Source organism: Algoriphagus antarcticus, from assembly GCF_002150685.1.
GTDB classification, from domain to species: domain Bacteria; phylum Bacteroidota; class Bacteroidia; order Cytophagales; family Cyclobacteriaceae; genus Algoriphagus; species Algoriphagus antarcticus.
On record NZ_MSSW01000100.1, the window covers coordinates 1 to 26245 of the forward strand.

General features: G+C 39.6%; 26 protein-coding genes. 5 read left to right on the top strand and 21 right to left on the bottom strand.

Annotation, left to right across the window (positions count from 1 at the left end):
- Positions 1 to 269: 269 nt before the first annotated feature.
- From BVH04_RS23615 to BVH04_RS23650, 8 genes are all read right to left on the bottom strand, one after another.
- On the bottom strand, positions 270 to 512 hold the full coding sequence (locus BVH04_RS23615; protein ID WP_086543927.1) for a hypothetical protein: 243 nt from the start codon (positions 510 to 512) through the stop codon (positions 270 to 272).
- Between the two features lie 218 nt (positions 513 to 730).
- Positions 731 to 964 (bottom strand): hypothetical protein, encoded by a 234-nt coding sequence (locus BVH04_RS23620; RefSeq protein WP_086543928.1) that lies wholly within the window; start codon positions 962 to 964, stop codon positions 731 to 733.
- Positions 940 to 1368, bottom strand: coding sequence for a DUF5675 family protein (locus tag BVH04_RS23625; RefSeq protein WP_086543929.1), 429 nt, complete (start codon positions 1366 to 1368; stop codon positions 940 to 942). The genes BVH04_RS23620 and BVH04_RS23625 overlap by 25 nt, the downstream gene beginning before the upstream one ends.
- Position 1369: 1 nt before the next feature.
- Positions 1370 to 2116, bottom strand: coding sequence for a hypothetical protein (locus BVH04_RS23630; protein ID WP_086543930.1), 747 nt, complete (start codon positions 2114 to 2116; stop codon positions 1370 to 1372).
- 749 nt (positions 2117 to 2865) lie between these two features.
- Positions 2866 to 3522, bottom strand: coding sequence for a DUF6266 family protein (locus BVH04_RS23635; protein WP_086543931.1), 657 nt, complete (start codon positions 3520 to 3522; stop codon positions 2866 to 2868).
- A gap of 261 nt (positions 3523 to 3783) precedes the next feature.
- The gene (locus BVH04_RS23640) at positions 3784 to 3978 is read right to left on the bottom strand and encodes a hypothetical protein (protein ID WP_086543932.1); all 195 of its coding nucleotides are present in this window, start codon (positions 3976 to 3978) and stop codon (positions 3784 to 3786) included.
- Between the two features lie 15 nt (positions 3979 to 3993).
- A complete protein-coding gene (locus BVH04_RS23645) occupies positions 3994 to 4887 on the bottom strand; it encodes a terpene synthase family protein (protein WP_140160655.1) in 894 nt (297 codons plus the stop codon).
- Entirely contained in the window at positions 4880 to 5473 is a 594-nt protein-coding gene (locus tag BVH04_RS23650; protein WP_086543934.1) for a cyclic nucleotide-binding domain-containing protein, read from the bottom strand. The genes BVH04_RS23645 and BVH04_RS23650 overlap by 8 nt, the downstream gene beginning before the upstream one ends.
- 385 nt (positions 5474 to 5858) lie before the next feature.
- Between BVH04_RS23650 and BVH04_RS23655 the strand changes: the two genes are divergently transcribed.
- The gene (locus BVH04_RS23655; protein ID WP_240511050.1) at positions 5859 to 6338 is read left to right on the top strand and encodes a MauE/DoxX family redox-associated membrane protein; all 480 of its coding nucleotides are present in this window, start codon (positions 5859 to 5861) and stop codon (positions 6336 to 6338) included.
- Between the two features lie 345 nt (positions 6339 to 6683).
- Positions 6684 to 6932, top strand: a complete 249-nt coding sequence (locus BVH04_RS23660; RefSeq protein WP_086543935.1) for a hypothetical protein — start codon at positions 6684 to 6686, stop codon at positions 6930 to 6932.
- Between the two features lie 33 nt (positions 6933 to 6965).
- Here the strand turns inward: BVH04_RS23660 and BVH04_RS23665 are convergent, their stop codons facing one another.
- The 6 genes from BVH04_RS23665 to BVH04_RS23680 all read right to left on the bottom strand — a co-directional run bounded on the left by BVH04_RS23665 (position 6966) and on the right by BVH04_RS23680 (position 14489).
- Entirely contained in the window at positions 6966 to 8312 is a 1347-nt protein-coding gene (locus tag BVH04_RS23665) for a RagB/SusD family nutrient uptake outer membrane protein (protein WP_086543936.1), read from the bottom strand.
- Positions 8313 to 8444: 132 nt separating this feature from the next.
- Positions 8445 to 11651 carry a SusC/RagA family TonB-linked outer membrane protein gene (locus tag BVH04_RS23670; protein ID WP_086543937.1) on the bottom strand — a complete coding sequence of 1069 codons (3207 nt, stop codon included), beginning with the start codon at positions 11649 to 11651 and terminating at the stop codon, positions 8445 to 8447.
- Positions 11652 to 11664: 13 nt separating this feature from the next.
- A complete protein-coding gene (locus BVH04_RS23675) occupies positions 11665 to 13386 on the bottom strand; it encodes a TlpA family protein disulfide reductase (protein WP_086543938.1) in 1722 nt (573 codons plus the stop codon).
- A 441-nt stretch (positions 13387 to 13827) separates the two neighbouring features.
- Positions 13828 to 13950, bottom strand: a complete 123-nt coding sequence (locus tag BVH04_RS26420; RefSeq protein ID WP_262481387.1) for a hypothetical protein — start codon at positions 13948 to 13950, stop codon at positions 13828 to 13830.
- A 171-nt stretch (positions 13951 to 14121) separates the two neighbouring features.
- The gene (locus BVH04_RS25620; protein WP_169714504.1) at positions 14122 to 14286 is read right to left on the bottom strand and encodes a hypothetical protein; all 165 of its coding nucleotides are present in this window, start codon (positions 14284 to 14286) and stop codon (positions 14122 to 14124) included.
- On the bottom strand, positions 14283 to 14489 hold the full coding sequence (locus tag BVH04_RS23680) for a hypothetical protein (protein ID WP_086543939.1): 207 nt from the start codon (positions 14487 to 14489) through the stop codon (positions 14283 to 14285). Before BVH04_RS23680 ends, BVH04_RS25620 begins: the two co-directional genes overlap by 4 nt.
- Positions 14490 to 14588: 99 nt before the next feature.
- On the opposite strand from BVH04_RS23680, the gene BVH04_RS23685 reads away from it, so the two are divergent.
- On the top strand, positions 14589 to 14801 hold the full coding sequence (locus BVH04_RS23685; protein WP_240511051.1) for a helix-turn-helix domain-containing protein: 213 nt from the start codon (positions 14589 to 14591) through the stop codon (positions 14799 to 14801).
- Between the two features lie 230 nt (positions 14802 to 15031).
- Here the strand turns inward: BVH04_RS23685 and BVH04_RS23690 are convergent, their stop codons facing one another.
- Entirely contained in the window at positions 15032 to 16006 is a 975-nt protein-coding gene (locus BVH04_RS23690; RefSeq protein WP_086543940.1) for a hypothetical protein, read from the bottom strand.
- 200 nt (positions 16007 to 16206) lie between these two features.
- Here BVH04_RS23690 and BVH04_RS23695 point away from each other — a divergent pair, with 200 nt between their 5' ends.
- Complete coding sequence (locus BVH04_RS23695) at positions 16207 to 20487, top strand: NACHT domain-containing protein (protein ID WP_086543941.1); 4281 nt, start codon at positions 16207 to 16209, stop codon at positions 20485 to 20487.
- Positions 20488 to 20576: 89 nt separating this feature from the next.
- Here the strand turns inward: BVH04_RS23695 and BVH04_RS26760 are convergent, their stop codons facing one another.
- Positions 20577 to 20918 carry an SMODS-associated NUDIX domain-containing protein gene (locus tag BVH04_RS26760; protein WP_205635923.1) on the bottom strand — a complete coding sequence of 114 codons (342 nt, stop codon included), beginning with the start codon at positions 20916 to 20918 and terminating at the stop codon, positions 20577 to 20579.
- A 161-nt stretch (positions 20919 to 21079) separates the two neighbouring features.
- Positions 21080 to 21451, bottom strand: a complete 372-nt coding sequence (locus BVH04_RS23705; RefSeq protein WP_086543943.1) for a hypothetical protein — start codon at positions 21449 to 21451, stop codon at positions 21080 to 21082.
- 518 nt (positions 21452 to 21969) lie between these two features.
- Here BVH04_RS23705 and BVH04_RS25630 point away from each other — a divergent pair.
- Positions 21970 to 22125: a hypothetical protein gene (locus BVH04_RS25630; protein WP_169714505.1), complete on the top strand. Its 156-nt coding sequence runs from the start codon at positions 21970 to 21972 to the stop codon at positions 22123 to 22125.
- Positions 22126 to 22506: 381 nt separating this feature from the next.
- On the opposite strand, the gene BVH04_RS23710 is transcribed toward BVH04_RS25630, so the two are convergent.
- From BVH04_RS23710 to BVH04_RS23725, 4 genes are all read right to left on the bottom strand, one after another.
- Positions 22507 to 23256: a hypothetical protein gene (locus tag BVH04_RS23710; RefSeq protein ID WP_086543944.1), complete on the bottom strand. Its 750-nt coding sequence runs from the start codon at positions 23254 to 23256 to the stop codon at positions 22507 to 22509.
- Positions 23247 to 24050 carry an RES family NAD+ phosphorylase gene (locus BVH04_RS23715; RefSeq protein WP_086543945.1) on the bottom strand — a complete coding sequence of 268 codons (804 nt, stop codon included), beginning with the start codon at positions 24048 to 24050 and terminating at the stop codon, positions 23247 to 23249. The genes BVH04_RS23710 and BVH04_RS23715 overlap by 10 nt, the downstream gene beginning before the upstream one ends.
- Before the next feature lie 20 nt (positions 24051 to 24070).
- The gene (locus BVH04_RS23720; RefSeq protein ID WP_086543946.1) at positions 24071 to 25837 is read right to left on the bottom strand and encodes a UvrD-helicase domain-containing protein; all 1767 of its coding nucleotides are present in this window, start codon (positions 25835 to 25837) and stop codon (positions 24071 to 24073) included.
- A 3-nt stretch (positions 25838 to 25840) separates the two neighbouring features.
- On the bottom strand, positions 25841 to 26245 hold a 405-nt coding region (locus tag BVH04_RS23725), incomplete at its 5' end, for a hypothetical protein (protein WP_205635922.1).

Here is a 26245-nt window from a genome sequence, read left to right on the forward strand (position 1 = left end):
AATGTCAATTAGAAAAAGAAGAATTGTACCGAGGAATGGAAATGAGGTTTTTGTTGATGGAAGCGAAGACCTGCCATCCGACAAATGCAGTTAAAAACTGTAGCGAAAACAAGAATTTGAATTAAAACCTTCGAGTTTAACAAAAGCTCGAAGGATAGTTGGGCTTATGATAATTCTAACTTACAGCATATGTATACAAATTACATTCTTCAACAAAAAAAACCGGAGAGAAATATCCCCTCCGGTTTGACAAAATAAGCTGATCTTCTTTACTTCATCAACCTATTCTCAAAAGCACCATCATCGACGGTCAACTGAGAAATAGTTACTAGGACAGTTCCTGCTGTTACTGCATACCCCGCATAGGCAAGCAGTATGGCAGGTACAAGTCCAGGTGCAGTCAATACGGCAGTACCAATTGCTGCTATGATCAAGCCGGCCTTTTTCACTTTCTGGAAAAACGGCGGTGTAGGGGCCAGTGCCCGCTCTTTTACTTCTGTTAGTATGTTCATTTGTTAGTTGTTCGTCTTAATTCTTGGTTGTCAGTTGTTTCTTGTTAGTTCCGTCAGTGCGAGGTGAGGTACGAGCGGCGGCAGTCTTGCAACCGTCACTGCGAGCTGAGCATAGCAGTCTCTGAATAATGAGTACTAATTTCAATGAGATTGCTTCGTCAAACCACTTTCTTATCGTCGTGTGCTTTTTCTCGCAATGACGCATACTACTAACTGATTCAATCCCATTTGAGTGTCCTGGATCTAGAAGTTGATTTTGAGCTTTTTTGAAGGATTGACTTCATCAGCACCTGTTCTGCTTCCAGTCTTATAACCGACTCTTTCAATCGGGATATTTCGATATTCATCTGCCTCGAATCCTGAATCAAAAGCTTCAGGAAGTAGGCGATGACAGAAAGGAGGAGCATAATAATTCCTCCCGCCAGACTTAGCAATAGTTCTGCTCCAGACATGATTCCAAGAGATAAGGAACTCGTTCTGAAATGAGCTGAAGCTCAACTATTTCTCCCCGCTCCCATTCTCTTTCAAGCCTTTCCATCAGCTTGAGGAATGCCAGTTTTGTAAACAAAGGCGTACCATCTGCCCGATAGCTGGTAACCGGATAAATGGAATTCGACTCTAACAGCCCTGCACCTGGGAACTTGGAGATTTTCCCATAACCGCCAAAGCCTATTTCCCAGCCGGTTGCTTCGGAATGTATGGGTTCGAGTTCGTAGATGCCCTCTTCAATGCAGCTTGTCCCAGTATGAAAGCATGCTTTGGGAGCCTCCCTGGTAAAGCAAAGTTGCTTCTGCCCGAGAAGTAATCTCCCAAGTGTAATGCTTGCTTTGTACTTTCGGTGAAGTACCAGTCTCATCTTAGAGCTGCTCTAACCCTACGATCTTGGCAGCATTGTGCGCTCCATTGTTAATGGAATACTCACTGCCATTGACCATCTGGACAAATTCAACACTCAGGATAAAGGCACGGTGAGTGCCAGACAATAACGCCTTATCCACAGAAAGACTAATTGCCGCAGCCGGATCGATAACAGGAAGCAAGCTGGAAATTGCCGATTGAACTGCTCTTCCGCTTGTAGTGAAATCCAAGCCAACACCCAAAGCTGTAATCCTCAAATGTGTGGCACCTTTTGGTACCGCCACAAAATCCTGAGGTATAAAGGCAGGGATACTCACGCCCCACGAAGCCGGGGAATCGGCATATCCTATTTCCAAAAACAAGGTACTGCCCAGCGAACTGCCCAGGTTTAGTTCCAGGTTCCTCAACAGGTTCCAGTCTCCTGCTCTCACCATTCGCTCGCCACGATTATTGACCAGATCTGATTGAAGCACCTTCATCATCACCTGGGTAATTCTCAGGTTCAGTCTCCTGTCACCGATTTTTGCGATCACCGGACGCAGCGCATCTCTAAAGAGTTTGGCCGATGTGGCATTGTCTGCAAACTCTTTCAGATTTTCACGGGTACGTGCAAAGCGAGCATCGTTCATGATTCTGCTCTTGCTCACCCCTCCTTTTTCACGGGCCAAATACCCGTCCTTGGTTTTGTAGAAAGAGAGTCTTCCTACTTTTCCGTTTAGTGTAATTACTCCTGCTTGTTTTGCCATTTGTATATGGATTTTAAGTGTAACATGCAGGAAAATTCACACTTATCTAACTGGTGTTCAATTGAATGTGCGGTTTGTTCGTACCCATCGGAAATAGTATTTCTATTCTTATTTAAGGATAAAAAGATGAAGTACACTCTGGTCATGTCAGCGCATTTCCAATCCTTTCAATCGGTAGCAAAATGACACCATTCTAGCCTGATTGGTAAAAGTCCCATAGGGACGGCATTTTTGTAACCCGGGGTTTCAACCCGGGGTAAGAAGAATAAAGTAAATACTGGCCTCCGGCGCAGAGATCTGGTGAGAATTGAATGGTCTTGCCGAGGAATGGAAATGAGAATTAGAACCAAGGTGCGACCCCCGACTCCTAAAGGAGAGACGTGATTTGAAAATTTAAAATGTAAAAATTTAAAATTAAGAATGTCGAAAGATGAATGTTGAATATCGAAATTTGCTGTGCTGGCTCGAAACGCGTGGCGACCCCCGACTCCTAAAGGGGAGAATGTGTTGGGCAATAAAATGAATCTTTAGAAAATCAATAATGAGTGTCAGCCTTAATGCGAAATACCACTTTACAGAAAGTGCCAACGGGACGGCATTTTTGTAACCCAGGGTTATACTCCCTGGAAGAAGAATCAAGTAAATATTATCCTACGGCGCAGAGAAATAGTGATGAAGTGAACTATCCTGCAAGGAGGATGTATACATATCACCTTAAAAAAATCATTAGAAATCTGAACTCATTCCATCTAAATTTCTCCCAAACAAACAGAATCAGAAAACGCTATTTTCCCGGAACGCTCAGAATAAAACGAAAAATAAACAAACACTTTTGATGCATCTGCAACAGGGGTTACTAGCAACCAGGGTAATGTTACCTCCAAACTCCCGTCTTTTCTGTATTTATTACCCTGAAGACTGAAAACCCTCCGTGCCACAGTGTCATATACCACCACAAATGTTTTGTCAGAATCTCTGGCGGATCCATCCCAACTATTTGGTTCCCAGTCTATCCTGAATTTACCTGCCTCCAGCACAGATAGAAGCGCTCCTTTAGCTCTGGTTAGCTCTCCAGATGAAACAAGTGCCCGTTCAGGTAACAACACAGGTTCACCATCTAATGGATAGATTGCATTTTTCAGCATAAGGCTTTTTGCCCGGTCAATTCCCCGCTTAGCGCCTTTGGCATAGGCGGCATAACCTATAGCAAGTTCCTTTTTTATAGGTGACATAAAGTACTGCACCAATCCAAAGGATTTCTGATGGAAGGTCTGCAATGGAGTAATTTTTCCAGAACTAGCTCCGGGCTTGGTTCGAACCAACGTTTGACCATTTACTTTATAAAACAGCAGATTCCCCACCTTCCCGGTAAATCCGCCCATCAACTCATCTGTTACTTTTGCCATCGCTTTATTGTTCTGGTTATTTATTGGATTAACATACCTTCCTGTTCCAGTAATCTACTCTTTTCTCTAAAGGGCTTAACCGCGTATCAAAGACTGTTCATGTACGTACCATCTCCGATGCATCTACGATCAATCATCGAAGATGCATCGGACTTGCATCGTAGGAGCATCGTAGATGCATAGGTTTTGAGGGTATGTATAGCATTACTGTTTATCTGAGATTTTGCTGGTTGAGAACGGGTACCTTATAATGAAATGCTGCTATATCAGGTAGGTTCTGATCACTTCCTCGGGAATACCCGAGAAGACAGAAAAATCCTCTACTGTCACATACTGATGGGGTTCTTTATTGACGTAAACGCGAACCTTATGCATCAATACCTGGGCATAGCGCTCACTTCTTCCAGTGAGCTGAACCACATCTTTTGGATAAATCACAATTCGTTTCTTTATCATGGCGTCCTCCTTTTTTTAGTCGCTACTCACACTACCGTTGATATAATTCACATATCGGGAAGTTTCGGCTGACCATGCCAAACATCCTCCTACCATTAAAAAAAGACTTTCAAACCACTGTTGGCAATTTGCAGAAGTTGATCTGTCCTGCTGTACAAATTCAAAAATCTTTAATTGAATACTCTGGATCTCATTGTGAGCCCATAACTGAACAGCATCTCCCAAAGCTTCCTCCATCAATATCAATTCATTATGAAAGTCACCGATGCTTTTTTCCTTCTCAAAAGAAGCCTGGTCATTTGACAGGCATATGAATCTTGCTACAAAGTTTTCCAGCGTTGCCGATTCACAGTCATCCAGATGGGTGTCATTTCTGAGCAGCGTGGTTGCCAGAAAAACCCCAGAGACAAAAGGCCTGTAGTATCGGTATTCTTCCAGATAGGGCCGAACCCTATTGGCTTTGTTTCTTAATTCCCATTGAAGTCCTACCACATATTCTTCCCAAGATTTTTGCCACAACTCGCTCCAACAAACAGACGAAACTGGTTTTTCAATTAATTTATGCACATGAAGCAAGTTGCTTCCCAGCACCTGAAGACGTGCATCGCCAGTGAAGGATTTTTTAAGTTTCAGTCTTTCCAGAAAATCTATAGAACCGGAATTTGGATCTTTGTCCAGAAGATCATCAAGCAAAAACAAGCAGAGAAAAAACTTCATGATCAGTTCAAGCATTTCAGGTTCTTCTTTAGGAAAAAGATATCCGGCAAACCAATTGATCTTCTGAAGTCTGCAGCGTTCCAGTTCGGCGGGATTTTCAAACAACCCAGCTTTCCAAGCCCAGAGTAAAACTTCAGAATCCAAGTGTGGCGTATGAAGATGTAGAGCAGAGTAAAATTCAGATTTATTCATGATCATGCCTCTTTAAATTATGTTTCCATCGCTCAACTGTACGGTTATGTACACCGAAAAAAGAGGCAAGGTCTGAATTGGTGATCTCAGCTTCCAATCCCGGAAATTCCTTCATAAGAACTTCATACCCATGGGAAAGTCCCAATTTGGATATCTGGTAGACACGAGCGTTTCTTTCCATTATCCGATGAGCAACTTTGTGTGCCAATGATGCCAATGAAGCGTGTGTATCTAAGAGATTAATTTCTACTTCCTGTGGGAATTCCATAAATATCACCTTCGATATAGTTTTTAAAACCGTATTGCTGGCAATGCCTGTTCGAAAGGAGCTCTCATCAAAAACTGTATCAGAGAGTTTGTATATTGCAGAAAGCATCAATCTCTCGCCAATAGGTTTATATGATCCTATAAAACCTTCACATAAGTACCTGCTTGCCATATCTACACTCCCACTTTTCTTGATGACAGTTCCTCTTTTCAGATTTATCTGCTTTAGGTGTGGCAAAACCCACTCGTAAGCTTCACAGGGAAGCTTCAGCAACTGATCATAATCCCTGATCAATTGGCTCAAAAATTTTGGTTCCATGCCTCATATATTTAATTAAAAACTTCAATTATTCAGAGAGGAAAAAAAGCGGTCATTGGATACTTGTTAGAACGCACTGAACTAAATCAGCGAGGGAAATCTAATCTTAAGAAATTAACTTTTCAAAATTCTAGACCTAATTTTTAAAGGGTTAAGTGAAAAAACCGATAAATGTCGGTTTTTGAAGTGTTAAATTTCTGTTTCCGACAATTGTCCTAGAGAAATATCAATCAGTGGTTTAATTTTCATTTAGTTAAATCTGAATATTTTATGACTAGGCTGGTATCATTTCCATTGATTTTACTGTGGACTAACACCGGGTTTGAGACACTGATCCGCTGGGAGGTGAGCCGTAAGGTTTTCTACCTCACCCAACCCTCTCCACATGGATAAGGTGCAGTCTCGTTTGTTGCCATATATAACCGTTTTCAAATTAGCGATGGACAAAATAATTTCTTCTATGTTAATTCTCCTCTGGACTTACACAGGTCTTGAAAAACTGATCCGATTTGAATCGAGCCGCAAAGCATTTCATAACCAGACCTTTCCTGCAGAGCTGGCAGAGGTACTGGCTTATGCAATACCTATCACTGAGATGCTTCTTGCCTTGCTCCTGTTCTTTTCGATCACCAGATGGTGGGGATACCTAGGAAGCATCCTACTGCTGACGGTATTTACCACTTATGTTGGATTGATTTGGGTGGGAGCTTTTCCTAGGGTGCCATGCAATTGTGCGGGGATTATGGAGAGTTTAGGGTGGGAAGCCCACTACTTCTTGAATATAGCATTTATACTCTTGAGTATGACCGGCATATGGCTTGATAGAGGAGAAGCTCAATTTAGGACATCGACTTTAAAATTCTAAAAAACTATCAGAATTAATGTATAAAAGCGGGGACTCCAAAGAGCCCCCAACTATTAAGCAATCAAAGGGTAATGCAACTCATTACATAAGACAATCCAATACAAACTAATATACAAGTTGTAATTAAGAGGGCAGGGAGTGCTGTAAGCTCCCCACCCCAAAAAATATCGAATTAAAAGAGTTTCATTTCTCTTGATAGCCTGGGCTAAGAGACAAGCTATTGCCGATGATCCTCCACAGGGAGATGCCGAAAACCCTTATACAGAGTAGGCAAGCAACCCGGCCTCTTTTGAGGCAAGTAAACGGTTTCACCTGTTTTTGATTCGTTAAAAAACAGGACATATTATGAACAAACTAGCGGGCAAACTGCCCATAATCGCTTTCGTATTTGCTGCCTTTGCAGCATTTGCGTTTACAAGTCCTCCAATTCCTGAGTATGGGCTTTCCGGAAGCAACTGGATTGATGTTACGGGATTGACTCCTGGTCCAACTACCTATCAATGTAATTTGGATCCTCAAGCATGTACCCGTGAGGCACCAAATACAAGTGCCCCTGTTGTGAAAACAGGAATTTTCAAGAACAACATGCCTTAAGGTATGGGGCGGGAAGATTGCTTCCCGCCTTTTTTAATTAAATGCTGGATTATTTTCCAATTCCCTTTCAGGGATGGGTACAGTATAACCACTCCCGCCGGGAAGCAATATTTTTTCTTTACCATAAACCATTCTTTTTAATGTAACCGCAAATTTGGGGTCTTGATTTAGGCGGCGTAGATCCATCCATCTTATTCCTCGAAACAAAAGTTCCCTCCTCCGTTCAAGCAATATCCGGGTCATCAGTTCTGAACCTTTGAGATCAAGCGGAACAAAGTTGCCCTTGTATCTATTTATGAGCAGGTAGTTCAGATCTGCCAGTGATTGGCTATCATTCCCAATCCTAGCTAATGCTTCAGCCCTGTCCAATAACACTTCATCTACGGCCAGCCCTCCCCAGTCAAAATAATCTCCTGAATATCTGGAAACAAAATTGAATTTCCCGGGTGTCCTGCTCTCCTTAAAAAAGATTGATCTCCTTAAATCGGTGGAATCATAAAGCGAAAATAACTCTGAATCAACCCATTGCTGACGATCAAAAGTAAATCCGGTTGAAGCTTGGTTTGCATGAAATATTACCTCTTGGTTGAATCTTGGAAAATAATAGGCACCCTTTGGACTAATTGTTTTAAAATCCATGAGATCGTTGTTCAACTCCAAAGCACGGCTTCCGGCTTCTGCTGCTTTGCTATAATTCTGCATCTGAATATATATCCTACTCCTAAGAGCATCCACTGCCCATTTTGAAGGTCTGGTTTTCCGATCGGGCATTTCTGGGAGACCTTCATAAGCTTTCTCAAGATCCTGCATAATGAATAAATAAACGTCATTCTGAGTTGATATATCTGTTGCCACATTAATATCAGCCGATTGTCGTATCGGAATCCCCGGCTGTTCTAACTCTCCAGGCGTATAGGGAGGAGCATATACCTGCATTAGTTGAAAATGGCTCCAAGCTCTGTAGAATTTTGCGGAAGCTTCCAAAACCATGGCCAGATTTCGCTCTGCTTCATTTTCAGGTTTAAAATCCCGAAGTCCGTCGATCACAACATTTGCATAGTAGATTGGCTGGTACCCATAAGTCCAGTCCACACCATAATCATTTACAGCATAATAGTCACCTTCCCATTGATAAGCAGTTAGCTCTTCCTGGGTCATCCAAGGAATTGCCCCTTCGCCCAGTTCCATTTCATCAGCTCCGAGTAGTGGGATTTTTGGGGCATAGTTCATTTGTCTTGGCTCTGCATCCAAGATCGCTTGGTATTCATTGAGCTCTTCCGGGATTACGAGTGAAAGCTCCGGCTTGGCATCCAAGAAATCCCCGCATGCTGTGCTAAGCATCAACATGAATATTACAATCGCATTATATTTCTTTTTCATAGCATTATTATTTTTTTTTCGGAGAGGGTGGTAGTAACCAGCTACCGGAAAGCATGTATGGGTTTATATCCCTTATCCTTATGAAGAAAGTTGTACTGTTTTCACACGCTTCCTTTTACCCTCTCCGAAAGATTAAAACTGAATATTCAAACCAATTGAGTATGTATTAAGTGATTGAATGTTTCGAAAATCCGGATCAACCACATCTTTGGCAGATTTCCATAGGATCCCCAGGTTATTGGCATATCCGTATATTCTTAAAGATTCGAAAGGAAGATTTGAATCGGAGGTTTTTTGGAATGTATAGGCCACTTGTATATCCTGAAGCCTGATGTGGTCCCCCTTCCTAACCTGACTGGAATTGACCAATTCGAATGTAGTTCTTGTTTCATTTACGTTCAGTGGATCTGAAGGAATCCGGGTGATGAGTTCGTCGCCCGGGTTCTTCCATCTCCTTTCATAATCCGCATGGGTTATATTCCCCCTATTCAGCGTAGTATAATTGACGGTCTCTCTTCTGAAGTAATAGCCCATCCTGTAGGAAAGATTCACAGAGAATTCCCAGCCTTTCCATGCAAGCTGATTTCTCCATGCCCCAAAATTTGTAGGTATGGCAGAACCATGAAACTCCAAATCTTCCAATTTGGTCTGGTTAAGGATTGCTGCATAATCGGTGCTTGGCTCACCGTTCAACAATCCCATTGGGCTTCCATCATCGGGATTCAACCCTTCAAAAGGATAACTGACTATACTATATAGAGGCTCTCCCTCCATTGGCTCAGGTAGTAGTCCCGATCTGCCAGAGGAATAGGAAGCAACATTTTGAGGGTTGGGCACATTGTTGTAATGCGTAACTTTTTCCTTTACCATGGAGTGGAACCAAGTAGTGATCCAATTGAATTTTCCCTCTATGATTTTCCCAGAAATATTAATGTCAAAACCATGGGTCATAGTATTAGCATAATTCCGTGTAACGGTGTGATTGCCTGAGGAAGGAAAATATGGCTGTATTCCATATAAGTCCTTTCCTTCCTTTCTATAGCCTTCCAGTGTGCCTGAGATTCGTCCCCTTAAAAGTTCCCATTCCAGACCCATATTTATGATTTTGATTTTTTCCCATCTCAGCTGTGGATTTGGAGGGTTTAACAAACTCATCCATGGTTCACCTACCCATGGATTGGTGTTTGATCCAAACAACCTGCCTGTCGTGAAGGCCGTAGCAGAGGGGTTTGTATTTCCATTGAATCCATAGCTTGCTTTCAGTTTTAAAAAGTCAACCCATGATGCACCAATCCATTTTTCTTCAGAAAGTATCCATCCCAATCCAGCGGACCAGAGAGGAACCCGTCTCTGATTGGTACTGACACCAAATAGATTGGATGCATCAGACCTTGCTGAACCGGTAACAAGAATTTTGTCCTTGTAGGTATAGCCAATATTCGCAAATAAGGATGTAAACCTATTGATACTTCCTGATGTGCTTTGTCCAAAAGGAACCTGATAGCCCCAACCTGTATTTAACTGGGGAAAGAAACTGACATAATCAACTGCCTGAGAGATCCCCGTTTCGTGATTGAATCCGTAAAATCTGTTTTGGCTGGAATTGTTCTGTAAATCCCTCATCTCGAATCCTGCCAATCCATTAAGCTCATGGATTTCGCCGATCTTTTTGTTGAAATTCAATTGGGTCCTCCACGTATGGCTGAATCCCCTATACTCCGTCAAATCCATAATGCCTCCGACCGGGATACCGTATACAGGAGTAGTTCCCTCTAGAAGGGTAGAATAAAGGTTGACCAGATTCCTTGAAAAATAAGAATCCTGACCGTTTACCTGCTGCTGTGAACCACTTCGTTGCCAAAACTGATAGTTACTCTCCAGCCTGATTCCATCCACGATACTAAAGCTGGCTCTAATATTGATTCTAGCTTCAATATCTTTTCCCATATGTGGCGATAGCCCAATTTCGTCAATGGGATAGTAATCCCAGTCTAGTGCACCCTGCCCAAGCGCATCTGCTTTGAACCGAGGATTGTAATCTCTGATGACAGGCAGGGAATTACCTGATTGGTCATGCAAAAAATCATAGGGATGCAGTGAACCCAGATCAGGAGAACCATTGGATTCTTTATTTGATATTAAATACGTTCCCAGCTCCAATTCCACTTTTTCTTTCCAAAATCCCCATTGTTGTCGGGTATTTAAAGTCAACCTATTTCGATCCTGTCCCACCTGGGTCTCTCTATTATCATCATAACCCATAGAAACCAGATAGGAATATGCTTTTGACCCTCCGGAAAGACTTACGGCATATTGCTGATTAATACTGGGACGGTAGAAATAACGCTGAAGATCCTGTCGTACATCTGCTGATCTGTATTGTAATAGTCTAGACTCAAGTTCAGCGGAAGAGATATCGCCTGATTTTGCTGCATAGAGGGTTTCGATGACAGGGGAAACGTCCTGATTGTCATAGCTGTCATACCGGTATCTGTAATATCCCTGATCATACAGTCGTCGTTCTACGTCCACGAATTCTGAAATCCCCATCTGGGGCTGATAATAGGAATTGAAAGATTGACCTACAGTAACATTGGAATTTACGCTTACCTGTAAGGGGCGATAGAAATCACTCCTTTTCGTTTTAATAACTATCACGCCGTTTCCTGCCCGTGCGCCCCAGATAGAGGCCGCGGCTGCATCGCGCAATACGGTGATACTTTCCACATCATTGGGATTAAGGCTTTCCACAGGGCCGTCATAGATCATATTATCAACTACGACCAAGGGATTAAGATTAGCAAGTAAGGTGGAATTACCGCGAATACTGATACTCTCTCCTGGCTGCAAGTCAGTTCTGTCTCGATTAAAAATCAGTCCGGGTGTGACATCTTCCAGTCTATCTAGGATATTCGTGCTGACCTTCCTGTTCAATAACTTTTGGTCCACATGGACAAAGGAACCCGTGGTACGTTCCAGAGGCAGTTCCTGAAAACCGGTGGAGACTACAGTCACTTCAGCCAATGTTTGGGTATCCTCTTCCAAAAGAACAACTAGTTCTCCTGAGGCAGGGATTGTCACCAAGAGTTCTTGGGATAGGTAGCCGATAAAGCTAAAGGTAAGGAGGTGTTCACCAGATGAAAGATCCAGCTCGAATTCACCATTCAGATCAGTAACTGTACCAATTGATGAACCTTTGAGGAGTACATTAACGCCGGGCAGTGGGCTGGTATCTGCCTTGTGTGCGACAGTTCCTATCAGAGTATATGACGTGGTCTGCTGTGCCCATGTCCATCCTGAGAACAGAAGGGCAATTAAAATAGGTATTGTTTTTTTCATAGCTATGTATTCATTAGTGGACTATTTGATTTTCATTTGTATGCTGATTCTTTAGCAGGCTAATTATATTGGAACTGAATTCGGAGTAATCTTTACCATCAAGTATGTATGACAGGACTTTGCCTTCTTTATCCAATAGCATGGATCGTGGATAACCATACACCCGGTATTGCCTGAGCCAATCAGCAGCTCTCTCATTAGGGAAATTGAGATTGACAATCTCTTTGCTGGAATAAGTAGAAAGCTGGGATTTCCATAAATCAGAATCATTATCTACGGACACTGCGATGACCTGCAGTCCCAGCTTATCACCCATCTCCCGATAAAATGGCTGAAGGTAATTGCGGAAATAATTGCCACTGTGAGTACAGCCGGAGAAATAAAAATAGAGTAACGTAGGTTTTCCTGTGAAGTCTTCCAAAACGAGTTTCTTCCCATTCAAATCGTGGAATGTAGCCTTTGCCAGATAATTCCCAGGCTCAAAAGTGGATTTCAGCACATTGAATTCTTTTTCAACAGAGCTACCCTCTAAATAATTTTGATATACCTTCCACGTATCAGATGATAGCTGTGACGTTTCCGCAATTTTCAGAAAAGCAGAGTAAAGGATTTTCTCTTCGATTGGGGATGCGTATTTCTCAGCAATCAACACTTCAAGTGGCTCTTCCCGTAAAATTTTTTCAGAATAGATCCACTCTCTGGCCAAATCCAACGCTCCTGGACTCAGTCCTAGTTGAAGGGAAGTTTTTAGATCTTTATCAAGTTTTGCCAAGAGTTCTGGAAGCACCTGCTTTGCATGGGATGCGGAGAGGGAGTCACCCAGTGCCAGGGGCATACCATGGTGATACTGTCTGAAGGTAGCCAAATGCTCTGCGTAGTAGGATCCGATCAGCTGGGATTGCAATAACCTGAATCTTTCTTCAGGGATGTGCTTATGGAATGTCTGAAGTACTAGCCAACCGGGAATCCTATTGATAGAAGAATCCATCAACAGGGAAAGTTCAAGGTCAAGTCCATCCTTCCCAAATTCATAAATAGCTATTCTGGACCCAAAAACGGATTCCTGCAGTTCCAACTGAGCCCTAAAATCCTTCTGGTCCAAAAGTTCATCCCGGTCGTTTTCCAGTAAAACCCTAGCCTGACTGAACTGATTGGCAATCAATGCTCTGTGCAGAGTATATTGGACTTCGAACCAAAATGCCTGTGGCCCGTCGAAAACAACGCTGAATTGTTGCAGGTCTATACCTACTTTGATACTGTCACCGGGAAACACAAGCATATCTTTAAAAACTGTGCGTTCCCCTATTTTGAACATAAGCCGGGCATAGTCACTTTCAACGGGAATATGAGTCTGGAATTTTTGAACTCTGGGATCCAATACACCATCAAAGAATGTCCCATGATCCAGCTGTACCAGTAAGGTAGAATCAACCATAGCTTCGCCCTCTGGCAGAAAGCCTTCGCTGAATATTATGGTAAGGCTTCCAAGAGAATCTGGATTGATTATCTCCCCATAGATCAGAACCACCTCCTGCTGAGCAGAAGAGCTTTCGCTCTCCTGCCCGTGGAATTCTGCTTCCGTATCGAGTACAGCTAATTCTGCTGGTCGGTTACCGGCATACAGGCCGGGGCGATAAAACAAATCCTGCCCCGGAGGTGACTCCGCAACTTTACTTTGTGCGCTTCCATATAGGTATATTGATACCAGGAAGCACGTGAGTATGAATTTTTTCATGAGTGTTTTAATTGTTTTTTAATGGCCTCATGGAATGCCTTCAGATGCTATAGGTTTAGACATAGCTATCCTGCTTCAGGCATTTCATGCTTTGAGATTGTTAGTTGCTGGATGTCCGGTGACCGATGCCAGATGAGGGTTACCGTCACTGCGAGGTGAGGCACGACCCGCGACAGTCTCATTCGTGTAATCCATTAATAATGAATGGTGAATGACGAATCGCGAATGATGAAGTAAGCCTGCAAACAAGACAAACCCCTTCCACCCCACCGAAAATCAGTAGTCCAGCAAATGAATGAATAAGAAATAAATGAAGTAATGGAGCTGTTGATCCGCTGCAGCAGATGATCTCCATCAGTGTCGTCAATCTCTGATTAGTATGGATAGTCCCTTGCAGCAAATGGAAATGCCTTTGGGAGCAATCAGAGATAAAAAATAGGATTAGGTAGGGTTTTCGATCAGGTTCTTTTGCAGCTGCTTGACCGAAAGACTAGAGGGTAAGTTTTTCCTACTACCGATTGCGGTAGGCATGGAAGTAATGAAATCTTGAGTAATCCAATTCATGCCAATGTGATTTAAAGTGAATGGAATAATAGAACTAGTAAGAATCAGAAATAGCGAGTATTTCCACCATGCCCTTTTGGGCTACGTCATAGGTTTGAGAATAGCGACACTCCTGATTTGTTGAGGTAGCTCACCGCGGCGAGGCAATCAGGGAGAACATTGTGTTAAGTTTTAAATCGGATTCTTGGGCTTCAGTGGATACAGGCGATCTACCGCGGTGATGCCGATTTGCTCTGGTACTAAAAAGCAGATCATAGCTCCTATTCCTCGGGAGGAAACTATCTTTAACCTTCTCAGCGAAGGCAATACATAAGGAGTGAAATCTGTTTCTTTCATTTTGGTTCTGCTTTAAAAAAGTAAGTCAACAGCCTGTAGATATTTTTCACATCTTCTCGCTGTACCCTATCGCATTTTTCAAGGTCAATCGATTCCAAAATCCGAAGTAAGGAATTACTAAACTGATCAACCTGCTCTTTTGGAATCAGGACTAAATCCTTTAAATCCTGAGTGTCACCTTTGTTACGCTCTTCAATATTCATAATTTCTGAAATTTAATTCATTTTTTCTGAATACACAATAACCAAATTAAGTTTTTTCTTCCTATTTCGACAGAATATCATATATTTATTTCATAAATAATGAAAATGACAAGACTTGGAGAGTATCTAGAGAATAGATCAATAAATAAATCAGATGTGGCAAGAAAAATAGGAGTAATGCCACAGCGGCTCACTGAGCTTACAAAAAATCAAGGAGCGCACCTTCGGGCAAATGAGCTCTATCTTATTGCGAAAGCCATTGGTGCCGATCCATGTGAAATGCTGGATTATGTGTGTCAGGATTTGAAGTGAGGGTAATTCTAACAATAAATAGTGACCAAGTGGAGATGAAGGTAGTTTGGGAAGCAAATTGAATGAGTATTTATATGACATATGACATGAATTGACCAAAAAGGATGGTGAGCCTTCTCAAAATAAATTTGATTACAAAATATTATTGGTTGAACCTTTGTCAACTAAAAAGCAAAATCAATAAAATTTCAAATTACCAATAGAACAGTATGAAAATTTGAATTCGAGTTTCACCTGTTTTTTCTAATCTCTTGGCTATCAGAATACATTTTTGGCCAGTCAAGGATAAAATTCATGCTATCGTAGTGACCATTAGGCTTACCTGAAGCCGCGATTAAACCCGCATATAGACCGGTACCAATTGCTGTTTTTCCCTTATTGAGAGGATATATAAAATCAGATTGTTGCTGATTCTGAAACACTGGAAGCACTTCTCCAATTTCGAAAAAGGTGTTACTATATGGCGCAGGCTGATAATAATGTTCGATATCTAGATTTAGGCTTGTGGTCAGTTCATGTTTTGCAAGTACCTGTATTAAAAAAGATTTCAAGAACGTGTTGTACAATTTATCGAGTTTTTCGAAAATCAGCAGTTCACTTTTGCCAATAGATACATTAGCCATCAGATCCAACCCATTGATTACATAGCGCAACCCGTAGGAAACCTCTATAAAAATTAATAGCGACTGAAATACGTCTACTTGATTGCTGAAAAACGGTCGTGGTGAGAAGTTAGTCTTATGAAAATGAATATCCTCGCCAATGTTCCTGTCATGAAAAATCTCATTTCTAAATTGCATGAATTCATTCACACGGGAGATTAACCCAGATTTTCGCATTGCTTCACCCTCAACCTCAAAAGTATTAAACAAGAATCCTAGTCGTTTACCAATGGACTTCGTTCTCAGGTCTTTTGTGAAATTTTGATCTTGCCGTAAACAGATAATTTTGCAAATACAATTAATAAAAGATTCCAAGGCTAAAAACCATAAGGCTATAGAGACATTCGATCTGCGGCCATTATTAACAAAGGAGTCTTGCTGTTCCAGATCTTTGATATCTTCCATCGTACTGTAAAAAGCGTGGATAGCATAAATAGAATATGACATCTCAACCGCCTTATCAGGCCCATACTTTTGCCACGCTAGATGCGGTGCCAAATACTTGTTTAACCGAAAATCTTCCAGGTTTTTTGTATTTCCCATGCGATCGTGAACTTAGGGTTTAAAATGCTTGACTTAACAATGAATATTGATTTTACGACAAAAGAACAGTGTTTAAATCATTTTTACGCTTTTTTTATAGAATTGACTATTTTTGAGTAAACCTCCCTATTAGCAATTACAAGTCTATTGTGAAGGTTCTTTCCAATACAATTTTGGGATTTAACCAATTATACACATATATGATGGACGAATGGATATCCCTTGTCAATAGATACAAAACAGCTGGTGCCCGCAGTAAATTTGAAGAAATCTGTACCAGGGTATTCAAACATAAATTTAAAGGGGAATTCGTGAAATCGGTACGGGTTAACATCGGTGACGGTGGAGTCGATGTGTTTATGGGTGATATCGAAAATCAGCCGATAAAGGTAATCCAGTGCAAGTTTTTTGTTAATGGCATTGAGGAATCCCAAAAAGCACAAATAAGGAAATCGTTTACAACTGCTATAAGTTCAGCTGATTTTCAGGTCAGCAATTGGATACTCTGTGTCCCGGGAAAGTTGAGCATTCAAGAGCACAAATGGTGGGCAGGTTGGAAAAACAAACAAATGAAAACCTTTGGGTTGACAAATGATTGCATCGAACTTATGGATGGAGCCGATCTTATCGATGAATTAAAAACTTTCGGCCTGTATGATGAAGCCTTTGAGATAGAAATCAAAATTGCAGTACGCGAGATTCGCAGCGCTGTAGTCGGAAAAAAGTTTGACCTGAATCAGGAAATTTTGTCTGCTTCGAACTACGTTAGGAACCTCAAAAATTACTTTTCGAAGGATAAGCTTGCCCATGTAGGGAGGCAAGCAGTCGAGGAAATTGTAACATGGGTAAAGAGGGACCTGCCTGGCAGGGCAATTTTAGAAAAGATGCTTGTCGTAAAAGGTAAAAAAGGCGTTGGTAAAACAACAGTTCTTCATGATGTCTATTGTCAATTGGCAAATGAAAACGAATGTGTTGTCCTTGCAATCAAGTGTGACCAGTTTTATGATGTCAATTTGAACGGCCTTTCTAAACAGTTGTTTACCGATTTAGAATCATTCAATGAACTTTTTAACGCACTACGGGACAAATGTGAGAAATTTGTAGTTGTACTTGACCAACTAGACGCACTGTCCCAAACATTGTCAACGGACAGGAGATGGCTGCAGACATATATAAAGCTTATTCAGGAACTGCTCAAGCTGCCAAATGCAAGAATTATAATCTCAACCAGGAGTTTCGATCTTGATTACGATGCCGATCTGAGAAAATTCAATGATAAACAAGTTATCAAGCAGATTGAGGTTGGAAATTTGTCTGAGAAGGAAGTAACAAACATTTTAAAGCTACTTAACCTCGAAACAAAAAGTAAACTTCTGATCGAACTGCTTTCGATACCTTATAATCTTGAACTCTTCACAAAAATTCCAAATTTGGAGCACCTTTTGCAGAGCCAGTCCAGGATATCATTGACTAAACTCTATTCCGAATTATGGAGTCAAGTAATGGCACAGAGGCAACTTTTGCTCGTCGACTGCCTAAATGCAATTGTGAAAAGGATGTACGAACAACATCCAAATCTAATTCAGCTGAAGTATCTCGAAGAATTCAAAGCAGAAATAGGTTATCTAGTATCACATGAAATCCTGGTGCAGAACGGAAATAAACTTTCTTTCTTTCATCAATCATTTTATGAGTATTACTTGGCTCGATGGTTCGTAATCTCCGACAGAAATTTAATCGACTATATTTTTGAGGAAGGCCAGAACCTGTATATCAGGTCTTTGATCAAAACCGTTATTGAGTACCTTAGGGAGGATGATCATAAAAAATATATAGAACTCTATAAAAAAATAATTGATCACGATCAGATCAGGTATCACATCAAATATTTATTTATACTGGAACTTGGACTTGTAGAAATTCCATCGCAGAAGGAGAAAGAGCTGGTATGTGATATGCTAGCGAATGAATATGGAAAATTGTTTCTTGACTTGTTCAATTCTAAAGGTTGGATCGAGTTTTTTATTTCAAATGTTCTGCTTAATAGCAGTCAAAATGATGTATACAGTATTCTTTACCGCAACATCAATCATAATGCAAAGCTTGTTTTGGATAATTTAGAAAATTGCAAGTTTGAAGAAAAAAATAAACTAATTGCGAACATTATACCGAACGTCAAAAACTGGAATACCAAACTTTTACCCTTTTTTGACAACTACTTTCCATACGATAAGAATACGGAACTTTGGTATTTCGAGACCCTAAAAAAAATAGCACCTTTTGATCTTGAATATGTATTTGGAAAGCTCAAACCAGTAATTTTGAAGTCCAAAAGTCGTACTAAACGTTTTCGGTTCGACCATCGCTTTGAAAGAATTATTGACAACTTGTATCAACAAAACCCTCAAAGAACCGCTGAATTCTTATTCTCTGTTCAATTAGAAATTCTGGAAGAAACAAAACACGCCTATTATTCTGAGTATTTAGGAATTACCTCTGAACTGCTAGGTTCCTATCAGCTCGATAACGGGCTGTTTTATAAAGACAGTGGAGATGAAAAATCGATAGATTTTTACCTACTCAAATATTATAGTACGTGCGAACGAAGTGAACTTAAAGAGGTTTTCCAAAAATATTCTTCGACCAACTACATTCCTTTACTAATCCTTCTAACAAAATTGATACGGGATAGGGCTATGGAATTTATTGAGGAAATCTACCAACTGCTGGTGACAATCGAAACCAAGAATGGTCTGATGGGGGTAGATGATTTTTTTCAGCTAAACATTCGCAGAATGATTGCTAAAGCCATATCCCTGTTTGATCTAGCGAAGTACCAAAGGGTTAAAAAACTACTGCTAAATATTACCCATCCCTATGAGATATGGAAAGATGAAGAAAATGGCAAGAAGAAATTCAGCCTGAACATCGGCCGAAAAAAATACTTGTTTTTAAAGGCACTTCCGGAAAAAGTTCTGGAAAATGATCGTGAGCTGAAGCAATTATACCTTGTGTTAGAAAGACGTTTTGGACCAATCGATCATAATAAAGCATTAGATAGGAACAAAAGTAGGTTTGGGGGTGTAAGATCACCATTATCGAATGCGAATTTTAACAAATTCAGCTTTGATGCCTGGCTGAAAAGTATGGGGAAGATTAATGAGGATTTTAAATCTGAAGATTTTTTCAAGGGTGGTATTCTCGAGCATTCGAGATCTTTTGAAAGCGTAGTGGAAAAGCGTCCAGAACATTTCTGTGGTTTTATTGGGCAATTATTTAATGAGGAGGGTATATCTTATAGTTACATCTCTTATGGCATATCTGCATTGATCAAGGCAAAACATGATCCTGAGAAGGTCGCAGACCTTGTTAGGAGGGAAATTAAGCTATCCTTAAACAGAGAATTTACTCTGTATGCTACTTGGCACATCAAATACCTAATCGATACAAAGCAGGTCACTAAGGATATCAAAGACTTTTTGATTGTCATCGCCAGATCGGAAGCGTATAGAGATGATGTGCTGAACCCTAATCATCCGATTTCAGATTTCATCAATACACCAAGAGGGTCGGCAATTAATAACTTGTTTTACCTGTTTGATTATCCAAACTTTAAGGAGGAGGTGCTATCTACAATTGAATTCGTTATTGATCTAAAAAATATCCCATCGACAACAATTTTGGCAGGTGTGATGTCTCACCTTGCTTACCTGAACCATTTTGATATAGAACGTTCCTTCGCTATTTTTCAGCAGCTTATCGCCCAGAAAGATTCAGATGTTATAAAAAACTCTATCAATCCTGCGCAGTATTTTAACAATAGGTTTCATGATAGGATGGGTTTCTATTTTGAAGAAATGCTATTGCACGAGGAATTATATGGTAAATGCTACTTCTTTGTAAATAGTTGGGTCTTTGAGCATATTAATGATTTCAAAATGTATGACCATTTTATGGGGCTGGGCCGAAAAGCGATAGAATGTGCCATCGAGGTAGCAGAAAGTTTCTTGATTAGAGATGGTGTAGTTGATCATCGATCAATGCAAGTTTTGGAAAGATGTTTGTCACATGCCGAATTCGATCTTTCTCACGAATTTTCTGGGCTAGTACTAAGAGTTTTTAAAATTGAAAACTTTGGAGAACTTTACAACTTCATGGGGAAATATATTTCCACCGACCATTTTAGTAACGATCCTAGATATCTGTTGGAGTTTTTGACGGAGTGCTCATCTCTTTATCCAAAAGAATGTTTGAATTTATTGGTAAAAATGAATACTCCAGAGAAGGTTGATATCAGTAAGAAAGCCTATTTTGGCGATGAACCATTGATTCTGGTATTAGCAATATATTCCAGACTAAGGCTCGAACCTTTTAAATACCGTGAAGAACAAAAGACTGCATTAGACTCTTTCGATAAATTGCTTGGCATTCCATCAATAAGACATAAAGCTCTTGAAGCCATGGAAAATGTATTGAATTAAATATTATAATAAAGAAGGTTTCAATAAAAAATGATTTATTCAATTTAGTGTTGTTATAAAATGCTCAACAGATTTTAATCGACTAATCTTTATTTCCACTTGAGATTTTGTGCATACCTAGTATGGGGTGATATTTCATAGATATGTTCCTTCATTTCTATATTATGACCTAAGGATTGAATCAGGTTATCTGACACCCAGATAAATTTATCAGATTTACTTTCTTTGAGCTTTTTTAGAATTGGCAATTGTTCATTATTTATTACCAAATCATAAATTTCAAACACAAAGATTCCTTTTCCCCCTCCATCTAAGTTAATTATTGGAGACTGAATTTTCTTTTTAAACTCATAGTCTATAAACCGAAATTGTTTCCATGGTAAAATAGCCTCAGAAATAAGTTCTTCACAAAACTCTCTCCAGGGTGATATTTCTCAATCTTTCTTTGAATTAAACCATTTCAAGAAAGGAATTACATGCTTCCCCTCTCTGAGCGTAGTCCAAATATCGTGGTGACTAGGTGGGATTTGTAATTCCACCCTAATATCCATTCCAATTTGCAATTGGTTCTCCCTATTTATCCATTATGCTGCTAGCAATAACTACTTCCGACAGCAGACTTCCTTGAGGATCTGGAACCAGCTTTAGTAGTGGCTTTACAGTGAGAGGATGTTGCCTGAGCTGGTTTGCTTTCTTTGCTTGGCTCTGCTTTACTACTTCCAGAAGTTACCGGAAGCGGTTTGGCTTCTCCCGTTTCTGTACTGGAAGGCTTACACACCAAGCAGGCAGTCAGACCTTTCTTCTTGGCTGCTGCCAGATCCGAAGCCCAGCCTGTTTTGGCGTAGCGGAAGGATTCTTTATGATACTTCGCTCCTGTCATGGTGATGAAGACTATCTGCGCGTGCAGCTGGGCAGTGAGAAGAAAGAATACTGTGAACAGGAAGGCGTGAAGAATTTTCTTCATCTAGGTCGGAATGGCTTAAGAAAGAAAGTTTCCGGATTTAAGCCCAGATTGATAAAATAGTTGGTTTAGTTCCTGTCTTCTGACAGTCTGAGGTCTTTAAAGATTCAAGTGATATATAACAGTGGCAATAACGTGAATCTAAAACATCAAAAAAATACCCTGTACAGGGTATTTTTTAATAATTCGATCATTTTCCAGGCTTAAAATTGGGTGGATTCATTGATGATGTATTTCCTCGGGTATTTTTATTATCCCGCTGGCGCCTTGTCAGGCTTCCTTGTTTAATGCAATAACTTTAAGATAAAGGCCTTGTATTTTGAGGTGAGCAGCTTGCGACCACTTGATGAGAGTCTCAAATTTTTGATTGGTTCTTCCATCATTTTGTTGCTGGTTCTAGCAAGAAAATCGGTCCAGATATTTGAGTGGTTAGGAAGAAAAATTCGTTACGGAAGTGTTCTGATTCGGTGAAAATTATCAAGAATCCCTACTAAAACGAAAAATACATTAACTTTACTGCTATGAAACAGAAGAAAAAATTAGAAGGCGCAAATAAGTTTGGAATAAAAATCCAGAGGAATACTACTTTGAATAGCTCTTCAAAAAAAGTACTCTTTCCTGCTAAGCTTGAATTTGCCAATAAGGTGATTTCCAAATTAAAGTTGGAAACCAATTGACAGCAAAGCGATTTATCTACAAAAAGGAAGGATAATGAAACTAAAAAGCACTATGAAAAATGATCACATCGCTGGGTAATTACCCAGCACCCCATTGGAATAGTAAATGAATATTTTAATAAAAAAGCGCCAAACGGCGCTTTTTGCTTTATAATCAAGTACATCGACTTCGCATTTGATGTTTCAAAATGTCAAAAAAATTTAAGATAGCTGTTGGATTAGTGGATTAAATCAAATGGCTGAAGACTACAAATCTGGAAAGTCCAAAGGAGAGGCATAGGATTGGGAAGAGGGTGGTTTAACGTTTGGATTAGATACTATTCTGAAAAGTGCGTGAAAATATTTCCAGTTATCAAATTAAAACCATCCTTTCACTTGAAGCTAAATAAACCGATTCAATAATGAATTCAAATTGAGAATATCCACCTTATAAGAATTCACTCTAGATCCATAATCTACATCAGCTCCATGAAAAATTTTGTTTCTATGTAATACATTAGGATAAGCTAAATTATCTCCATTTGAGAAGCTGAGACCAATTATATCTCCATTAATTACTGCTTCAATGGTATACGGTATTAACGGTATAACATTTGTATTTTTTTTAAGGACTTCCACAAATGAAGTTTTCTCTTTAGATTTTTTTGCAAAAATGTCCCCTTTAGTCAATTCCCTAAATACCCCTTCTGAAAGGACAAGAAAAGCAGGAATAGACAATTCAAATTCTCTTCTTCGATGGGCTTTAAAGGCTAAATTTATTGCTCGTTTCCTAGTAGGGAATCTTTTTATCGCCTTACGCCTAATTCTCCACAAAGACCACCGTAAACTCTTACAAAAATATTTATCAATACTTGTATCATCTTTTTTAGCTAGTGGGATTAATTCATGAAAGGACATATCCATCCTCAAATGCCAGCCGTACTCTTTTAGCAATAAATCAGATCCATCTTTATATTGCTGGGGTAATTCATTAGTAATAAACTTGCCAATTGTCAAAAACGCCTCGGCAGTCTTTAAAAGTCCTTCCTCTTCTGAATCAGAAAGATTGCTATAATTATCCCTTTCCATCTCACCCCAAGCTCTATCTCTTGGCATGCGATTTTTGATCCGTAAGTTCAATTTTAAACCCATACTATCTTATTTGTAGTTAATTCATGAATCCCCCTTCGACTTTTAAAGGGGCCATGATAAGTTGGCAAACCTTTCTCATTTATTTGCAAGGACTTATGAAATATAGAATCGATAGAGTATTGAAAAATCAATCTTCCATCATCAATAGCATTTGGAAATATAGCCAAGTTAGTCTTCTCTCTGTGTTGAATACTAGGGTAAACAATGCCATCGATTAGATTATCTTCCACTTTGTTTGTTAAAAAAATAGATTCTATAAAGGCAGAAGTTAATTGATAAATTTTCGGTGATGCCAGTGTGGTTTCAAAAAAATATGGAGAGATGATTTTCCAAAATTCTAAATCTTCTTGCGTATAAAAAAGCCTATCTCTCATTTCTATTGCGAGATCATTTTTAAATTCAAAATCTGGAATTACAAAGACTTTAATAGGCTTTCTAATTTGCCAGACGCCGAAGGTAACCCTAATCTTCGATCCCAATTTGAATTTATCAAACCAATAAGGCAGCATTTCGGCAAGGCATGCCTCATAATTACATGAAGCATAAAACCACGTATCTCCAGGTTTTCCAATTCTTGAATAGTTTGAAGATGAGGGAGGATACAAAAAATCACTATAAAGCGAAAACTCTTCTAGAGGTTCTGAATATCTGGCTCTAAAAATAGACCTGCCAACAGCTAAAGTGCTATCCCAAATAGGGGTTTTAAGTTCAAGAAAGTACTCTAAAAATTTATCATAAGGATTCACAAGATTAATCAAAAAATCATCAATAACCTTGGGGTTAAGTTTAGTCATAATCTATATTTTTAGAGAATCTATCCTCCCCGTATATCATATTGGTATTCAGTCCGTTTCAAATACCCAGTTACTAAATATGGTCGCCTTCCTTTAGTTGTTCTTCCAGCTTCTGATATCAAGTGTAGATTTTTTTTTGCTCGTGAGCAGATTACATAAAGTAATTTTCTAGAGGCATTTTCAGCGTCATCTTCATTCCAATTAGGAATGTAGCCATGAAGTAGTCCGAAGGCTATAACAGTATGAAATTCTTCACCTTTGATACCGTGACATGTATTAACAACCACTCCTGAATTATGACTGAATAATCTTCTGAAACTGTTGATGTCTTTTGCGTAGTCAAATTCAGGATTCTCCAACCGCTTTCTTGAACTCTCAAAAAAGTATTCCCAATGAAGCCTCAAGGTGGGGTAAGTATCAAGCTCTACCTCAAGTTTCTGAAATAGAATCCGGAAGCAATCTTCCAAATATTTTAAGCCATCGTTTTCTTCAGAGGATATGGAGTTTATTACTTTTAAAAACCCTTTAGGCTTGTTTTCTACATTTTGAAGAATCTGGATATTTAATCCATCTAACTCATCTACCAACTCTATCGCCCATCTGCTTCTAATCAGATACATTTTGGGAGACGGTAAAACCAAGAATAGTCTAGAGATTTTGAACCAGATATTTTCTTTGTTCTTAAGAAGAGGCGACAATCCAATTGCATCAAAGTTTACGGATGGAAGTAATGCTTTTAGCTTTCTCCCCATTGGAATTACTAACCACCATTGTGGGGCTAGTACGCAAATTTCTCTTTCCGGAATACCTGCATCAATATTTTCCTGAATAATCTGGGCAACATGCTCTGCCAAATCATCCTTGTGTACTGATTTGTTAAAAGTAATAACACCATTGTCTCTTGCGTGTTCACATAAGGATTCGATATCTATTGTTGCGGTTTGGTAATTGCGATAATAGTCGATTACCCGTTGTGTACTTCTATAATTTCCTGATAGTTCTTTTTCGACTATTTCAATCCCACCAAACATCACCTTTATTTCTTCAGCTGTCTTGGCAACACCACCTAAGGAGCCGTATATCGCCTGATCTTTATCACCAACAAGGAATAGCAAGGTCTTGGATTTTGGGACACCAACGATTTTTGAAAGTATGGCATACTGTAGTTCTTGAGTGTCCTGATACTCATCCACACAGATTAAATGAAATAGATTATTTAGTGTCTGGCCAATTTTCGGCAATATATCCAATAATTTATAAGCATTGTAAAGCATTAAATCGAAATCAATCAGCTTATTCTCATTAAGAATATCATCGTATTCAGTCAAAAGCTGGTGATATTTTAATTCAGGTTCAGCGAATGATCCATCGGTAAGCCTTCTTGTTGTGATTCTTACCCAATATTCTAAACCATATTCTTCCTTTAGAATTGAAAGAAGCTCCTCTGATTTGTATTCATCCGCTACCACAAATCCATTTTTAAGTTCATCGAGGTAAGATGCGTATGGTCTTAAAATCCATTCAAGACAAAATGAATGAATTGTACCAGCCCATAATTTAGAAGGATTAATATCCATCCTCACCAACCTTTTCTTTATTTCATCTGCTGCTCTATTTGTAAAGGTTAAGGCAACAATCATTTTCTTTGAATCAACAATTTTCGGGAGTTCGTAGGCGACTTTAAATGCCAAAACTCTGGTTTTACCACTACCCGGACATGCTGTTAACAAGACGTGTCCTTCAGTTAGTACGGCGTTTCTTTGCTGCTCATTCAGACCTTCCAACATAAGTCACAGGATCAAATGGTTTATAAATGACGTTAACTGATCATTAGGCAGTTGCGCCTTAAAAAAATCAATTTCATTATTTGGGTTGTCTTCATTTACAACTTGCTCAAGGACACCTTGATAATCAAACTTATTATCATTATAGGGCTGTTTATTTAGGGAGTAAAGTCTGAATTTAGCCATTCCCAATAATGTTTGCTGGTTTACATGCGGACTTGCGAAAGCTATTGCTTCCAAAATATAATCAGGGATGCTTGTCAAGTGATCAATATGTTCTTCCAGCAAAAGTGCGAACCAGCCTTTACCAAAATTATCTGCAAGTCTTAATATTTCCTTTCCATAGACTTCAACTTTCTTATCCTCTAACAAGTGGTTGATTCTTTTTTGGTCAGCTTCTCTGTTATAATT

What these genes read in the sequence shown, in the direction of transcription:
- BVH04_RS23615 (WP_086543927.1), bottom strand. Translation starts at nt 512, where the DNA reads ATGAACATACTAACAGAAGTAAAAGAGCGGGCACTGGCCCCTACACCG.
- BVH04_RS23620 (WP_086543928.1), bottom strand. Translation starts at nt 964, where the DNA reads ATGTCTGGAGCAGAACTATTGCTAAGTCTGGCGGGAGGAATTATTATG.
- BVH04_RS23625 (WP_086543929.1), bottom strand. Translation starts at nt 1,368, where the DNA reads ATGAGACTGGTACTTCACCGAAAGTACAAAGCAAGCATTACACTTGGG.
- BVH04_RS23630 (WP_086543930.1), bottom strand. Translation starts at nt 2,116, where the DNA reads ATGGCAAAACAAGCAGGAGTAATTACACTAAACGGAAAAGTAGGAAGA.
- BVH04_RS23635 (WP_086543931.1), bottom strand. Translation starts at nt 3,522, where the DNA reads ATGGCAAAAGTAACAGATGAGTTGATGGGCGGATTTACCGGGAAGGTG.
- BVH04_RS23640 (WP_086543932.1), bottom strand. Translation starts at nt 3,978, where the DNA reads ATGATAAAGAAACGAATTGTGATTTATCCAAAAGATGTGGTTCAGCTC.
- BVH04_RS23645 (WP_140160655.1), bottom strand. Translation starts at nt 4,887, where the DNA reads ATGAATAAATCTGAATTTTACTCTGCTCTACATCTTCATACGCCACAC.
- BVH04_RS23650 (WP_086543934.1), bottom strand. Translation starts at nt 5,473, where the DNA reads ATGGAACCAAAATTTTTGAGCCAATTGATCAGGGATTATGATCAGTTG.
- BVH04_RS23655 (WP_240511050.1), top strand. Translation starts at nt 5,859, where the DNA reads ATGGATAAGGTGCAGTCTCGTTTGTTGCCATATATAACCGTTTTCAAA.
- BVH04_RS23660 (WP_086543935.1), top strand. Translation starts at nt 6,684, where the DNA reads ATGAACAAACTAGCGGGCAAACTGCCCATAATCGCTTTCGTATTTGCT.
- BVH04_RS23665 (WP_086543936.1), bottom strand. Translation starts at nt 8,312, where the DNA reads ATGAAAAAGAAATATAATGCGATTGTAATATTCATGTTGATGCTTAGC.
- BVH04_RS23670 (WP_086543937.1), bottom strand. Translation starts at nt 11,651, where the DNA reads ATGAAAAAAACAATACCTATTTTAATTGCCCTTCTGTTCTCAGGATGG.
- BVH04_RS23675 (WP_086543938.1), bottom strand. Translation starts at nt 13,386, where the DNA reads ATGAAAAAATTCATACTCACGTGCTTCCTGGTATCAATATACCTATAT.
- BVH04_RS26420 (WP_262481387.1), bottom strand. Translation starts at nt 13,950, where the DNA reads ATGAATTGGATTACTCAAGATTTCATTACTTCCATGCCTACCGCAATC.
- BVH04_RS25620 (WP_169714504.1), bottom strand. Translation starts at nt 14,286, where the DNA reads ATGAAAGAAACAGATTTCACTCCTTATGTATTGCCTTCGCTGAGAAGG.
- BVH04_RS23680 (WP_086543939.1), bottom strand. Translation starts at nt 14,489, where the DNA reads ATGAATATTGAAGAGCGTAACAAAGGTGACACTCAGGATTTAAAGGAT.
- BVH04_RS23685 (WP_240511051.1), top strand. Translation starts at nt 14,589, where the DNA reads ATGAAAATGACAAGACTTGGAGAGTATCTAGAGAATAGATCAATAAAT.
- BVH04_RS23690 (WP_086543940.1), bottom strand. Translation starts at nt 16,006, where the DNA reads ATGGGAAATACAAAAAACCTGGAAGATTTTCGGTTAAACAAGTATTTG.
- BVH04_RS23695 (WP_086543941.1), top strand. Translation starts at nt 16,207, where the DNA reads ATGATGGACGAATGGATATCCCTTGTCAATAGATACAAAACAGCTGGT.
- BVH04_RS23705 (WP_086543943.1), bottom strand. Translation starts at nt 21,451, where the DNA reads ATGAAGAAAATTCTTCACGCCTTCCTGTTCACAGTATTCTTTCTTCTC.
- BVH04_RS25630 (WP_169714505.1), top strand. Translation starts at nt 21,970, where the DNA reads ATGAAACAGAAGAAAAAATTAGAAGGCGCAAATAAGTTTGGAATAAAA.
- BVH04_RS23710 (WP_086543944.1), bottom strand. Translation starts at nt 23,256, where the DNA reads ATGGGTTTAAAATTGAACTTACGGATCAAAAATCGCATGCCAAGAGAT.
- BVH04_RS23715 (WP_086543945.1), bottom strand. Translation starts at nt 24,050, where the DNA reads ATGACTAAACTTAACCCCAAGGTTATTGATGATTTTTTGATTAATCTT.
- BVH04_RS23720 (WP_086543946.1), bottom strand. Translation starts at nt 25,837, where the DNA reads ATGTTGGAAGGTCTGAATGAGCAGCAAAGAAACGCCGTACTAACTGAA.